This is a genomic window from Mitsuokella apri (assembly GCF_047974105.1).
Taxonomy (GTDB): Bacteria; Bacillota; Negativicutes; order Selenomonadales; family Selenomonadaceae; genus Mitsuokella.
This window is the reverse complement of sequence record NZ_JBHYRS010000001.1, coordinates 6,401-20,484: the sequence shown is the minus strand read 5'-3', so window position 1 is coordinate 20,484 and position 14,084 is coordinate 6,401. Positions and strand designations below refer to the sequence as shown.

Annotated in this window: 8 protein-coding genes and 2 CRISPR repeat arrays; all 8 genes read left to right on the top strand. The window is 49.6% G+C overall.

Features of this window, described 5'->3' with window-relative positions; genetic code table 11:
• Positions 1–46: 46 nt before the first annotated feature.
• Positions 47–438: a CRISPR direct-repeat array (repeat unit 26 nt; unit sequence GTATGCCCCGCACACGCGGGGATGAT).
• Between the two features lie 93 nt (positions 439–531).
• From cas3 to cas2e, 8 genes are read left to right on the top strand one after another with little or no spacing between them, the layout of a single operon-like run.
• Positions 532–3,402: a CRISPR-associated helicase Cas3' gene (gene cas3 / locus ACE419_RS00055; protein ID WP_435720606.1), complete on the top strand. Its 2,871-nt coding sequence runs from the start codon at positions 532–534 to the stop codon at positions 3,400–3,402.
• 3 nt (positions 3,403–3,405) lie between these two features.
• Complete coding sequence (casA, locus tag ACE419_RS00050) at positions 3,406–5,055, top strand: type I-E CRISPR-associated protein Cse1/CasA (protein ID WP_435720605.1); 1,650 nt, start codon at positions 3,406–3,408, stop codon at positions 5,053–5,055.
• 1 nt (position 5,056) lies between these two features.
• Complete coding sequence (gene casB, locus ACE419_RS00045; protein WP_435720604.1) at positions 5,057–5,632, top strand: type I-E CRISPR-associated protein Cse2/CasB; 576 nt, start codon at positions 5,057–5,059, stop codon at positions 5,630–5,632.
• Complete coding sequence (gene cas7e, locus ACE419_RS00040; protein WP_435720603.1) at positions 5,629–6,747, top strand: type I-E CRISPR-associated protein Cas7/Cse4/CasC; 1,119 nt, start codon at positions 5,629–5,631, stop codon at positions 6,745–6,747. The genes casB and cas7e overlap by 4 nt, the downstream gene beginning before the upstream one ends.
• A 6-nt stretch (positions 6,748–6,753) precedes the next feature.
• On the top strand, positions 6,754–7,506 hold the full coding sequence (gene cas5e / locus ACE419_RS00035; protein ID WP_435720602.1) for a type I-E CRISPR-associated protein Cas5/CasD: 753 nt from the start codon (positions 6,754–6,756) through the stop codon (positions 7,504–7,506).
• Positions 7,481–8,101 carry a type I-E CRISPR-associated protein Cas6/Cse3/CasE gene (gene cas6e / locus ACE419_RS00030; RefSeq protein ID WP_435720601.1) on the top strand — a complete coding sequence of 207 codons (621 nt, stop codon included), beginning with the start codon at positions 7,481–7,483 and terminating at the stop codon, positions 8,099–8,101. The genes cas5e and cas6e overlap by 26 nt, the downstream gene beginning before the upstream one ends.
• A gap of 34 nt (positions 8,102–8,135) precedes the next feature.
• Positions 8,136–9,143, top strand: a complete 1,008-nt coding sequence (gene cas1e, locus ACE419_RS00025; RefSeq protein ID WP_435720600.1) for a type I-E CRISPR-associated endonuclease Cas1e — start codon at positions 8,136–8,138, stop codon at positions 9,141–9,143.
• Positions 9,115–10,053, top strand: coding sequence for a type I-E CRISPR-associated endoribonuclease Cas2e (cas2e, locus tag ACE419_RS00020; protein WP_435720599.1), 939 nt, complete (start codon positions 9,115–9,117; stop codon positions 10,051–10,053). The genes cas1e and cas2e overlap by 29 nt, the downstream gene beginning before the upstream one ends.
• A 111-nt stretch (positions 10,054–10,164) precedes the next feature.
• Positions 10,165–14,036: direct repeats of the CRISPR family, unit length 29 nt; unit sequence GTGAGCCCCGCATGCGCGGGGATGATCCC.
• Between the last annotated feature and the right edge of the window lie 48 nt (positions 14,037–14,084).

The window sequence follows — 14,084 nt, the reverse complement described above, 5'->3', positions numbered from 1 at the left end:
GCGGGGATGATCCCTTATTTGACTACGATAAAGCAATCGATGCGTGGTATGCCCCGCACACGCGGGGATGATCCCTTTGGAACCGCAACCGTTGCAATCCTTGTTTCGTATGCCCCGCACACGCGGGGATGATCCCTCGATATAGAGATCCGACTCGTTGGCATGGACGTATGCCCCGCACACGCGGGGATGATCCCGTCGCGGCGGGTATCAGCGCCCGAGTCAGCCTGTATGCCCCGCACACGCGGGGATGATCCCACGAAGATTGGCACGACGGCTGATGGCAACTAGTATGCCCCGCACACGCGGGGATGATCCTACCGCAAGCGGTATGAGGTCGCGCGTAATAGGGTATGCCCCGCACACGCGGGGATGATTCCGTGCGGACCATCCGGAACGCTTCGACGCCAACGTATGCCCCGCACACGCGGGGATGATTCTTATTGATGAAAAAAAGGATTTTTACCATACACATCGAATTTTAATAAAATGGGACAGGTTCTGGATTTTCTTGCGAGAGGATGATAAATCATGGGGGAGGACGGATATAAACTGTCACTGAATGCGAAATCGCTCTGGGGTAAGCTGTCTCTTGACGGAACGCATTGCTGGCTGCCTTTATGGATGCATCTGGCTGATACTGCTGAAATTGCCGATCTGATTTGGCTGCATTGGGTGCCAGCACATACAAAAAAGATCATTGCGGAAGGGTTCGATTTATCGCAGGATCTTTCTTTGCAGGGACGAATGGCTTATGCACGAAAGATTGTCCGTTTCCTAGCAGCGTCCCATGATTGTGGAAAAGCCGAGCCGGCGTTTGTAGAGAAAGCAGTGAAAGCGGGGTTCGGTGATATCGTCGATGATATCACCGGCAAAGGCCTGCCTATAAAAATCAAAAATCATGCCATTGCACGTGAGTTCCCACACGCTATGATCAGCGAATATATTCTGGAACAAATGGGAACGGAGCGCAGTCTGGCCGATATTGTAGGTGGACATCATGGCAGCCCCGTGGATAATGCCAGAGCTCTTCAGAGTGTACCAGATTACCCATCTGTGACAGGTGTATCAAATGCAGATTGGCAAAGGGTACAGGATGAAATTGTGCAATATGCCTTGTATCTGGCTGATTTTGACAGCATTCCTCAAGTCAATGTAACGGTGCCAGCGCAGGTTATACTTACTGGGCTCTTGATCATGGCCGACTGGCTGGCTAGCGATGAACGCGAATTTCCTTTGCTTGCACGCGACTATGGCATGGATATTGTAGAATCATCTAGGACGCGGGCAAAAAAGGCATGGCAGCATCTTCATTTGCCTGAGTATACTCAATTTTCTTCTGACTGTTCTTGGGATGCGCTCTATCCGATAAGATTTGGCCGCCAGCCGCGGCCTGTGCAGGTAAATGCATTATCCGTCGCACTTCAGATGAAGCAGCCCGGACTCATGGTAATTGAAGCACCAATGGGGGAAGGGAAAACGGAGGCCGCTTTGGCCGCAGCAGAAGCTTTTGCTAAGAGATTCGGTCTCGGTGGTATTTATTTCGCCTTGCCGACGCAGGCAACAAGTGACGGAATATTTCCAAGGGTAAGCAAATGGATTGAGCAATTGCGGGCAGGAAGCAAAAAATCCATTTTTCTTGCGCATGGAAAAGCGGGCTTTAATAAAGAATATACGGGGATAAAGTTGAAGTCACATATTTATGATGAGGCAGACGCTCATGCTTCCGTCATTGTCAATGATTGGACACAAGGACGCAAGAAAGGGCTTTTAGCGGATTTTGTCGTCGGGACAATTGATCATGTCCTTATGGGCGGACTAAAAGCCAAACACCTGTCATTAAGACATCTGGGCCTCGTAAATAAAGTCATTATTCTGGATGAATGCCATGCCTACGATGCTTACATGAATCAGTATCTTGATCTCGTTTTGAATTGGCTGGGGGCGTACCATGTCCCTGTCATCGTTTTGTCAGCAACACTGCCGCCACATCGCCGCCGCGAACTCCTGCAGGCCTATCAGGATAGCTCGATTCTTCCCCAAAAGCAGAAAAAGCAGCAATTGTTATCTCTTAGGGCTGCACTATCGAAGCAGACACCAGTAAAAAAATCTGAGCCTACAAAAAGCAATGAAGTCAGTCCATATCCTTTAATCAGCTATACCGACGGAACAAGGATATGTCAGAATATCCCAAAATCTGCTGGGAAAAAACATATCGTGCATCTGAAACAAATGGACGAAGATTGTTTAGCAGAAGAACTGGAAAAATTATTGGCTGACGGCGGTTGTGCTGGCATCATATGCAATACCGTAAGCAGGGCTCAGGAGATTGCCGAACTCATGGAAATGTGTTTTGGTGCAGATACAGTCCGCTTGCTTCATTCCCGCTTCTTGAGCTTCGACCGTGTCAGAAAAGAGCAGGAGGTTCGGCATCTGCTGGGACCTGGCGAAGACCAGCGGCCGGAGCGTCTTATCGTGGTTGGTACGCAGGTCATGGAGCAATCCTTGGACGTCGATTTTGACATACTTTTCACCGAGATCTGCCCCATGGACCTGCTTCTACAGCGCATCGGGCGGCTGCATCGCCATAACAGGAAAATGCCGCGCCCATCGAGACTGCAGGAAGCATACTGCTATATTATGGGCATCAAGGAGAATCTGTCTTTTGATGAAGGCTGTGAAGCGGTGTATGGCAAGTACCTACTATTGAAAACACGTGCGTTTCTTCCGGATATCCTTACTCTGCCAGACGATATTCCCCGTCTTGTCCAGCAGGTGTACGAAAAAGGCTACGATAACGAGAGCTTTGAAAATCTTCATCGGATGGAGCCAGGGATAGACGGAGTGGATATTCAAGAACTTTATAAGAAATCTAAATGGGATTACGATAAAAAGATTGCAGAGAAAAAACAAAAAGCAGAAATGTATCAGATTAAGACGCCTAAAAATCAACGTCAGGATTTGATTGGTTGGCTTTCTGTGCCCTGTAAAGAGGACCGTACTGGCAAAAAAGGAGAAGCTACTGTCCGCGACAGTGAATCATCATTAGATGTTCTCGTCCTATGCAAAAAAGACGATGGGCATTTATATACCGTTCCCTGGCTGCCTGAATATGGCGATATCCAGATTGATGGCAGCATTCCCGATGACGAAACGGCAAAGGCTATTGCCGGCTGCTCTGTATCGTTGCCTTCGTCTTTTGCCCAAAATTGGAAGATTGATCATGCTATTGATGAGCTCGAACAAATCGTAATCGATTATCATCTAAATGACTTGTATGCATCGCATTGGCTCAATGGGGAGCTCTTTCTGATAATAGATGAGTCTTATGAAACGACTCTATTAGGCCAGACCATAAGCTATGATGAACGATATGGATTGAGAGTTGAAAAGGAGGAATGACGATTGGACAGACAAACTCCGGAGAAAGAATTCAATCTATTAGATGAACCATGGATCATCGTAAAAACGAAATCTAATGAAACGAAAACATGGTCCATCTTGGAAACTTTTGCACATGCAAATGAAGCACAATCATTAGCAGGAGAACTGCCGACACAGGATATCGCGGTCATGCGTTTGCTGCTGGCCATTATGTATGGCGCTTTCGTTCATGAAAATGTTCAGGACATTAATAGTGCAATTGAGCTTTGGCATGAATTATGGGATCTTAAAGAATTTCCCTATGATATCATCGAAACATATCTGGAACCTTATCGGGATAGATTCTGGCTTTTTCATCCAACGGAACCATTTTATCAGTCTGTACATATCAAAGAAAATATGGATGCGTATAAAGCAGCAAAAGGCAAGAAAGTAGACGATGAAATAAAATGGAAAACTGTAGCCAGACTTGTAGGAGATCTTTTTCAGAGTGATAATAAACCACGTCTTTTTCCCGGTAGAACAGGGGAGGCTCAAATATCTATCACATACGCAGAAGCCACAAGATGGCTGCTGCACCTTAATGGATTTGACGATGATTCTGCCAAAATGCCTACACCTCAAGGTGTAGGTTATCTAGGACAATTAGGACTCATTTATGCCAAAGGGCATAATTTGTTCGAGACTCTTATGTTGAATTTCGTTTTAGCAGATCAGCATAATGAGATCTTTGCAGACTGTGAAGAAAAAAGCGCATACTGGGAAAAGCCGGTCTGTGAGAAAATCGAACGTGAAATCCCGCAGCCACGTGCGCAGAAAGACTTGTTGACCATGCAGTCCAGACGTATTCTTCTTCATAGGGAACACGGAAGAGTCACAGGTTACTTATTGACAATGGGGGATTATTTTGTCAAAGATGCCAGCCTGCTTAACGAAACGATGACCACCTGGAAAAATGATGACAAGAAAGGCATCGTTCCGAAAAAGCATCAACTGGATTGTCAGATTTGGCGGGATTTTACCTCATTACTTGGCACATCAGAAGGATCTGCAAAGGAGCAGGCATATCAGCCTGGAGTAATTCATTGGCTTCAATTGCTTCGTCAGGAAATTCAGGATATCGCACGCATAAAAATCGTTGCAACAGGAGCTTTCTATAGGCTAAAAGGCGCAGGATGGCAAATCGTAGATTATATCCATGATGATTTAACGATAAATGCCTCTTTGCTCGATAAAATGAATGATAACTGGGTCCAAGCAATTATTGATAGGTTAGCAATGATAAAGCAAGCTGTATCGTCCTTTGGAGAATTTGCCTTGTGCCTTGCGGAAGCTGCCGGTTATGATGAAAAGACAGGGAAAAAGGATATTGATAAATTTTCGCAGGAGAATGCTTATCACTATTTAGACCAGACCTTCCGAAAATGGTTACTCTCTATTCATCCGGATAAAGATATTATCGAAGATAAGATGGATGAATGGCTGCGGCTATCAGAAAAGATCTTATTATCACTTGGGGCGGAAATGCTAAGACAGTGTCCGGATCAGGCTATTATTGGACGGAAAATAAAAAATAAAAAAGATGGAAACGATGTAAAAGATATAAATGCAATCAAAGCTTATCAAAGATTTCAATTTCAAATTCATCATATTCTAAGAGGGGATGAGTGAAATGAAAGGATTGAATCAGGATATTCGCCGCTTTATGCAAAGAAGGATCTATATACTGAATCCATCTAAAGCGGCATTAGCGCGTTTACGGCGTGGTATTGGTAAAAATATAGGGGACATGCCAGAGCTGCTAGGTTTTGTACTCCCAGAAGAAGAATTATCTTCATTTTCGATTCAGGAAGCCAAAATTGAAAGGGCATTATATACGGCATTGACGCTCTATGCACTGCATCAGCAGGGATGTGCCACCTGTGTCAGCACAAATCTTACAGAAGAATCTTCTGTAAGTCATAGAAATTCCTTTGGGCACGCTGTCAGCAGGCTATTGAGAATTACGAATAATGAAAATGGTGTAGTAAGGAGATTCAATCAAGTTCTGACGGCAAAGGATTTGCAGGAACTGTCGATACATGCCCGTGGTCTCATAAACTTGATGAAGCAGCAGGGTGTATCTTTAGATTATCCATCCTTTGCTGTGGACCTCTATTGGTTCCAGCAATTGGATTATCGTAAAGATGTCATATTATCATGGGGCAAAGATTTCTATATGCAGAGAAAAGAGGATGATGAAAAATGAACGAGATGACCAGACTTTATGTAGATTTTCACGTAATCCAGACGGTTCCCCCCAGTTGCATAAATCGTGACGATACGGGCTCTCCTAAGACTGCTTTATACGGAGGCGTTCGTCGCGCCAGAGTTTCTTCACAGAGCTGGAAGCGAGCTATGCGTAAAATGTTCAATGAAGATTTTCAGCAGGCGAATTTTGGCATCCGTACCAAACGTATTAGTAGTTTGCTTGTAACAGAAATTCGTGCTTTGCAGCCAACAATGGATGAGGAAGAAGCTCTTTCTCTGGTAGAAGGATTCATGAAACTTTGTGGAATATCAACAAAGAAAAAGAACGATGTAGAGAAAACGAATGTTTTATTTTTTATTAGCAAGACGCAAATTCATAACCTGGCAGAGTATATTCTTGCGCACAAAAATGCTAAGGATAAAAATATCAAAAAAGAAGTAAAAAAATTACTCAGTCAGAATCATAGTATCGATATTGCGCTATTTGGGCGCATGATAGTGGTATCAGACAAGCTAAACTTTAATACAGATGCATCCGCACAAGTTGCTCATAGCATCTCTACTCACCGTGTTGATAATGAATATGATTATTTTACAGCTATTGACGATTTGGCACCAGAGGATAATGCTGGTGCTGATATGATTGGCGTAGTCGAATTCAATTCCTCGACCATGTACCGTTATGCCACAATGTCTGTACATACCTTGGTAAAAGAATTAAATGGTGAAAAAGAGCTTGCTGCTGCTGCTGTCAAGGAATTCGCAAAGGCATTCATCCAATCCATGCCTACTGGCAAACAAAATACCTTTGCCAATCGTACCCTGCCAGATGCGGTTCTTGTCACCGTTCGCCGGGATCAGCCTGTGAATTTCGTGGGGGCTTTTGAATCGCCGGTGCGTACGACAGATGGAGGTTATGCAGAACGTTCCATCCAGAAATTAGCAGAATATGCCAACAAAATCTATACAAACTATGTAGATGCACCAGAACATTCTTGGTCCATCGGCATGGGCGATGAACAGAACAACGTCAACCTGAAAGAGTTACTGCAGTCCGTCCATGATGCGCTGCTTGAAGATTTGACCAATATGGTATCTTCAGGACAGGAGTGATGATGTATGAGTACATTGCTGTTGAGATTAGCTGCTCCCCTGCAGTCATGGGGCGTAGACAGTAAATTCGACCGCCGCATGACGAATACAGAGCCTACTCGCAGTGGGGTGATTGGCCTCTTAGCTGCAGCAATGGGAGTGCAGCGAAGTGACTCATTGGCACCCTTTCTTCCATTAAAATTCGGTGTTCGAATTGATCAGCCAGGAAAAATTCAGCGAGATTTTCAGATGGCGCACATGTTCGATGATGATGCTTCGTGGTTGACAGATCGCTATTATATCGAAGATGCTGTATTTCTTGCTGCCGTAGAAGGGGAAGATGGATTTTTATCTACCTTAGAACAGGCATTGCAGCATCCCATGTATCCATTATTTCTGGGGCGACGGTCATGCCCGCCGGCAGGGCCGCTTGTCCTTGGCATCCGGGATAAAGATCTCAGGGCGACACTTCTTGAAGAAAAATGGCAGGCTGCGCCCTGGTATCAGAAAAAATCATTACACAGAGGGATTAAAACATTGGACATCGTGCGTGATGCAGGACCTGAGGAAGTCGGCTATGTTGTCCGCGATTTGCCGCAGAGTTTTGATCAGCATCGACGGCTCTATCAATTCCGTAACGTTGTCCGGGAACAGCTCCTATTGGAGAACATCCTGAAAGATGATTCTTCAACAGGAACGAGCAATGAACCAGTTGCTACAGAACACGATCCGATGGATTTATTGGGGGAATACGATGTATCTATCAAGAGTCAAGATTAATCGAAGTATCCGGACATCCATGAAATTCCTGGGGTCTTTGCAGGTGATTCATGCCACGCTGGCAGGCTGCTTTCCAGCAGAGGATACTTCAAGAAAATTATGGCGCCTGGACTATCTGCATGGGAACCCATATTTATTGGTCTTGAGTCAGAATAGACCGAACTTTACACATTTAGTAGAACAGTTCGGTTACGCTGGGGATACGGGGGAAACTCGTGATTGCCAAAATTTATTTGCCGCCTTGAAAGCAGGGAATCGTTATCGATTTCGTTTCTGCGGCAATCCTGTGCATAGTAAGAAGACTCCGGGCGGCAAAGAGCGCGGTACGATTGTGCCGCATGTGACTGCCGCACAGCAGGAAGAGTGGTTTCGCAGAAAGAGCGAACAGGCCGGTTTTTTGGTAGACTCTGTAACCATTGTACAGCGGGATATACGGAAATTCGTCCGACAGGGGAAAATGGTTACTCTGCATACTGCTGTATATGAAGGCGTGCTTCAAATTTCGGATGTCGAGAAATTTCGCCATTCGCTCTGCACAGGAATTGGCAGGGCGAAGGCATATGGCTGCGGACTGCTTACACTGGCCCGACTATAACGCATGAAAGCATATAAAGAAGGTAGCGATCTTCATGAAGAAAATACCAGGTGCTGAAAAAGCAGAGCTGCAGGAACTGCCGCAAATCAAGGAGCGTATATCTTTCCTTTACTTAGAGCGTTGTTTGATCAATCGGCAGGACAGCTCAATCAGTATCACAGATGAACGCGGGACGGTGCAGGTGCCGGCAGCATCCCTAAGTGTTTTGCTGCTTGGCCCTGGTACAACCATCACGCATCGTGCTATGGAGCTCATCGGCGATGCGGGGACAAGTATTTTATGGATTGGCGAGCATGGTGTACGCTACTATGCCTTCGGCCGTCCCTTGACACATTCCGCATCGCTTTTACTGGTGCAGGCAAAAATGGTTACCAATACCAAAAGCCGCTTGGCCGTTGCTAGAAAGATGTATCAGATGCGTTTTGGCAACGAAGATGTCTCGACGATGACGATGCAGCAGCTGCGTGGCAGGGAAGGTGCCCGCGTACGCAAGGTCTATCGGGAATGTGCCAAAAAGAATGAGGTAGAATGGGATGGGCGTGAGTACGATCCTGACGATTTTGAGGGCGGCAGTCCTGTGAATCAGGCATTATCTGCAGGGACTGCCTGCCTTTATGGACTGGCACACAGCGTAATTGCAGCTTTAGGCTGCTCTCCGGGGCTTGGCTTTGTCCACACGGGACATGAACGATCCTTTGTTTACGATATCGCTGACTTATATAAAGCTGAAATCGTCATCCCCTTAGCATTTGAAATGGCAGCAGATCCATCTGAAGATATTGGCGGTGACATGAGACGTGCCATGCGTGATAAAATAGTGGAAACACATTTATTAGAGCGCATGGTCCGTGATATTCGATATCTTCTCATTGGCAAGGCCGATACAGAAGTTTCTTATGCAGATGTCGTCAATTTGTGGGATGAGAAAAATGGCTTTGTCCGTAATGGTATTTCCTATGGCAAAGATCTAAAGCTGGCAGCAGGATACGGAAAACTGCTGGAGGATGGTGACGATGGCGATGATTGTGATAACGCTGACTAATTGCCCCATATCCCTGCGTGGCGACCTATCGAAGTGGCTGATTGAAATCAATACAGGTGTTTTTGTCGGTAAAGTCAGTGCACGCGTCCGTGACAACCTATGGAAACGCGTCAAAGATAACGTACGAAATGGCAAAGCCACGATGGTCTATAGCACGAATAATGAGCAACGCATGAATTTTCGTCTGCATAATAGCGAAAATCGAATCATAGATTTTGATGGCCTGAAACTTGTCATGAAGCCAAGTCCCAGTCGGACACGTCATCTGGAAGAAAAACGCCATGGTTTTAGCAAAGCGTCAAAAATACGCATGGGCCAGCGGATGAAGCAGCGCATAGCGAAAGAGATTCCCGTCGAGACGAATCCTTCACCAGAACAATCTTATCCCGATGATTATGTTGTACTGGATATCGAGACAACGGGGCTCCGTGAAAAAACGGACGAAATCATGGAGATTGGTATGCTGAAAGTACAATCAGGGAATACGACAGCATCCTTCAACACATTGCTGCATACTAAAAAGTCGATACCTCGCCCTATAGAAAAGCTCACTGGCATAACAAACGACGATCTCATTCATGAGGGAAAAGAACTGAAAGACATGCTGCCTCAGGTCTGTGATTTCATTGGGGAAAATGCTTTAGTCGGGCATAATATAGGATTCGATATGCGATTTCTGAACCAAGCCTTGCAGAAGTTTGATATGGCCAAACTTTCTAATTCTCAATATGATACGATGGAGATGTACGCAAAGACAAATGGCTCATCTGCAAAAAAGAGCCTCGCTGATGTAGTACGAGCCCTGCAGGTATCAGAAAAACCATGCCATCGGGCAATGCCAGATTGCCGTGCAGAGAAAGAGATCTATGAGATACTGAAAAATAATCTGAAGAATGTGCAGAAGACATGATTAAAAGATATAATGTCTACAGAGATGGATTGGTTTATAAGGGTAATTCAAACTAAATGAATTCATGATAGGGATTACTTGAAAATGGCTTATTTAAAGGGATCTTTTAGTGTGAGCCCCGCATGCGCGGGGATGATCCCTGGGCGATGATGGCGGCGGTGCCGACGCCCATGTGAGCCCCGCATGCGCGGGGATGATCCCGAGCTTGCAAGGATGCAAGGCGTGCCAGAGGAGTGAGCCCCGCATGCGCGGGGATGATCCCTTGAGCTGCGGGTTCAGGTATGCCTGCACCTGGTGAGCCCCGCATGCGCGGGGATGATCCCGACTCACTATGAGTTCAAGGGATGCGACGTGAGTGAGCCCCGCATGCGCGGGGATGATCCCACGACGCCGCGCCCGTTGTTCTGTTTCGTCAGGTGAGCCCCGCATGCGCGGGGATGATCCCACGGCATTTAGGAAACCAGACCAAATCATCGAGTGAGCCCCGCATGCGCGGGGATGATCCCTGACCTGCTACTTGGCAACACGGACACGCAAAGTGAGCCCCGCATGCGCGGGGATGATCCCAACGTTGTCGCCGATATTCGTAAAGCCTGCCGGTGAGCCCCGCATGCGCGGGGATGATCCCGCGAGTGCCGCTCATAGATAACTGTGACGACAGTGAGCCCCGCATGCGCGGGGATGATCCCCTTGAGTGGATGACACAAAAAGAAAACGTTAAGTGAGCCCCGCATGCGCGGGGATGATCCGCACGCCTTGACGAGAAGACGCGCGACTACGAGGTGAGCCCCGCATGCGCGGGGATGATCCCGATGCAGCTAGACGAACTCACAGTCATTATCGGTGAGCCCCGCATGCGCGGGGATGATCCCTCTCACAGTATCAATATGGTCATAAATGCAATGTGAGCCCCGCATGCGCGGGGATGATCCCGAGTCCGATCAGACTGCCGACCGCATCAAATAGTGAGCCCCGCATGCGCGGGGATGATCCCGCATTCCGAACGATGGCGATAAAGTATATCGTGTGAGCCCCGCATGCGCGGGGATGATCCCCGTCTGGAACGTCAGTTCGGGGCAGCGAAACGGTGAGCCCCGCATGCGCGGGGATGATCCCGGCTCGACAGTGACAGATTACAACCGAATAAAGTGAGCCCCGCATGCGCGGGGATGATCCCCACAAAATCATACAGTCTTGCGAATTCACGGAGTGAGCCCCGCATGCGCGGGGATGATCCCGCATTTGACGATTTGTTGCCGTCATCGTCTTTGTGAGCCCCGCATGCGCGGGGATGATCCCGGCACGCCAGTATCACGAAATGAGGCGGATTTGTGAGCCCCGCATGCGCGGGGATGATCCCTCGATGAGGTTATACCATTTGCCACGCGCAGCGTGAGCCCCGCATGCGCGGGGATGATCCCAAAGTGCGCGATGCAGTTGTGATTCCATTCGCGTGAGCCCCGCATGCGCGGGGATGATCCCATATTGCCCTCGCCAGTACGCAGCCAATGCTCGTGAGCCCCGCATGCGCGGGGATGATCCCGATTCAAGCTTTCATCCGTGCGGATGCCGACGGTGAGCCCCGCATGCGCGGGGATGATCCCATGGATATGGTGGCAGCCGGAGAAAGAGCCAAGTGAGCCCCGCATGCGCGGGGATGATCCCGTGGTGGAGTAGGCCTTTGAAACCGTAGACTCGTGAGCCCCGCATGCGCGGGGATGATCCCGAGATTCAGGTAGCACCGGCGAACCCAGCGGCGTGAGCCCCGCATGCGCGGGGATGATCCCAGATGGAAAGGTATACGCAAATATTTGCCGGAGTGAGCCCCGCATGCGCGGGGATGATCCCATTTTTTCGACATAGTCAATCGTCTTCTGATAGTGAGCCCCGCATGCGCGGGGATGATCCCTTCTTGTGCGGAAGCGGACGGCAAAGCGAATCGTGAGCCCCGCATGCGCGGGGATGATCCCAGCTTCTCGCCGCCCGCTTTCGTGACATCGCGGTGAGCCCCGCATGCGCGGGGATGATCCCATAGTAATCCTTAAACAGGACTGTCTCAGTATGTGAGCCCCGCATGCGCGGGGATGATCCCATGACGCCCTGCCAGCAGTGCAAGATTGCGACGTGAGCCCCGCATGCGCGGGGATGATCCCATGGATATGGTGGCAGCCGGAGAAAGAGCCAAGTGAGCCCCGCATGCGCGGGGATGATCCCGTGGTGGAGTAGGCCTTTGAAACCGTAGACTCGTGAGCCCCGCATGCGCGGGGATGATCCCTTCCACGGTGCGAAAAAGCTTCCCTTTAGGACGTGAGCCCCGCATGCGCGGGGATGATCCCTACCAGCTCACGGAGGACAACCGGAACGCGGTGTGAGCCCCGCATGCGCGGGGATGATCCCAAGTTCACCGGCTGCTCCCACCGCTGAAAAGAGTGAGCCCCGCATGCGCGGGGATGATCCCAGAGCGTGTCGAGTAATAAATGCTTATCTTGAGTGAGCCCCGCATGCGCGGGGATGATCCCTCGCATTTTCGGCAGCGATATACCAGCTCGGTGTGAGCCCCGCATGCGCGGGGATGATCCCAAAATAACGCCGGGTGAGATGGTAGGATGCAGGTGAGCCCCGCATGCGCGGGGATGATCCCCATCATGCCGTCTCCGTGTTCGCAGTCGTTGCGTGAGCCCCGCATGCGCGGGGATGATCCCTCGCCCTGCGACAAGTCATTGAGAGTGGCGTGGTGAGCCCCGCATGCGCGGGGATGATCCCGACTCACTATGAGTTCAAGGGATGCGACGTGAGTGAGCCCCGCATGCGCGGGGATGATCCCGGTTCAAAGAAGTCCGAAAAGCAATGAAGCAGGTGAGCCCCGCATGCGCGGGGATGATCCCGAAACGGCCAGACCCCGAAGAGCCGGCTGCATGTGAGCCCCGCATGCGCGGGGATGATCCCAAAAAGGGGCCGTACGCCGATACCGGATGGCAGTGAGCCCCGCATGCGCGGGGATGATCCCATGTCGGCAAGACAGACGACGCAGATCAGACGGTGAGCCCCGCATGCGCGGGGATGATCCCTGAGAGGCAGGAACATGGAAAAAGAAAACTTTGTGAGCCCCGCATGCGCGGGGATGATCCCGGTGAACGCGACACGGCTCTGAAGAAAATAAAGTGAGCCCCGCATGCGCGGGGATGATCCCACGACGAGCGGCGGCAGGAATTGCATGATGCGGTGAGCCCCGCATGCGCGGGGATGATCCCAGTCCAGTCATAGATTGGATAAAATGAGTAGCGTGAGCCCCGCATGCGCGGGGATGATCCCTATTAGAGAGAGCATGATAGGAAAAGTGGTGTGTGAGCCCCGCATGCGCGGGGATGATCCCAGATAATTCACGGACGGCAGCATCGGCAGCTGGTGAGCCCCGCATGCGCGGGGATGATCCCCGGGAAAATTTACCGATAGGCCCTAGAATCGCGTGAGCCCCGCATGCGCGGGGATGATCCCGTGCGCAAGGCAAAGCAGATTTCTTTCCAGAAGTGAGCCCCGCATGCGCGGGGATGATCCCATTGTTGTTCTTTTCATGGATATCGAGAACGTGTGAGCCCCGCATGCGCGGGGATGATCCCGGCATATTCTGCTTGTAAAATCTGAATGGATTGTGAGCCCCGCATGCGCGGGGATGATCCCTATCCGACATAACCGCGCTCGCGGCAGCCATGGTGAGCCCCGCATGCGCGGGGATGATCCCGTTTATGAAGCTGCGCAGGAACGGCTAAACATGTGAGCCCCGCATGCGCGGGGATGATCCCACGTTATCGTGAAAACAAATAAATCCATACCAGTGAGCCCCGCATGCGCGGGGATGATCCCGGTCGAGACATTTGAGCACGATGATATCGACTGTGAGCCCCGCATGCGCGGGGATGATCCCTGCTGAGTCCATCCAGCAATGTCAGAAAGAATGTGAGCCCCGCATGCGCGGGGATGATCCCTGCTGAGTCCATCCAGCAATGTCAGAAAGAATGTGAGCCCCGCATGCG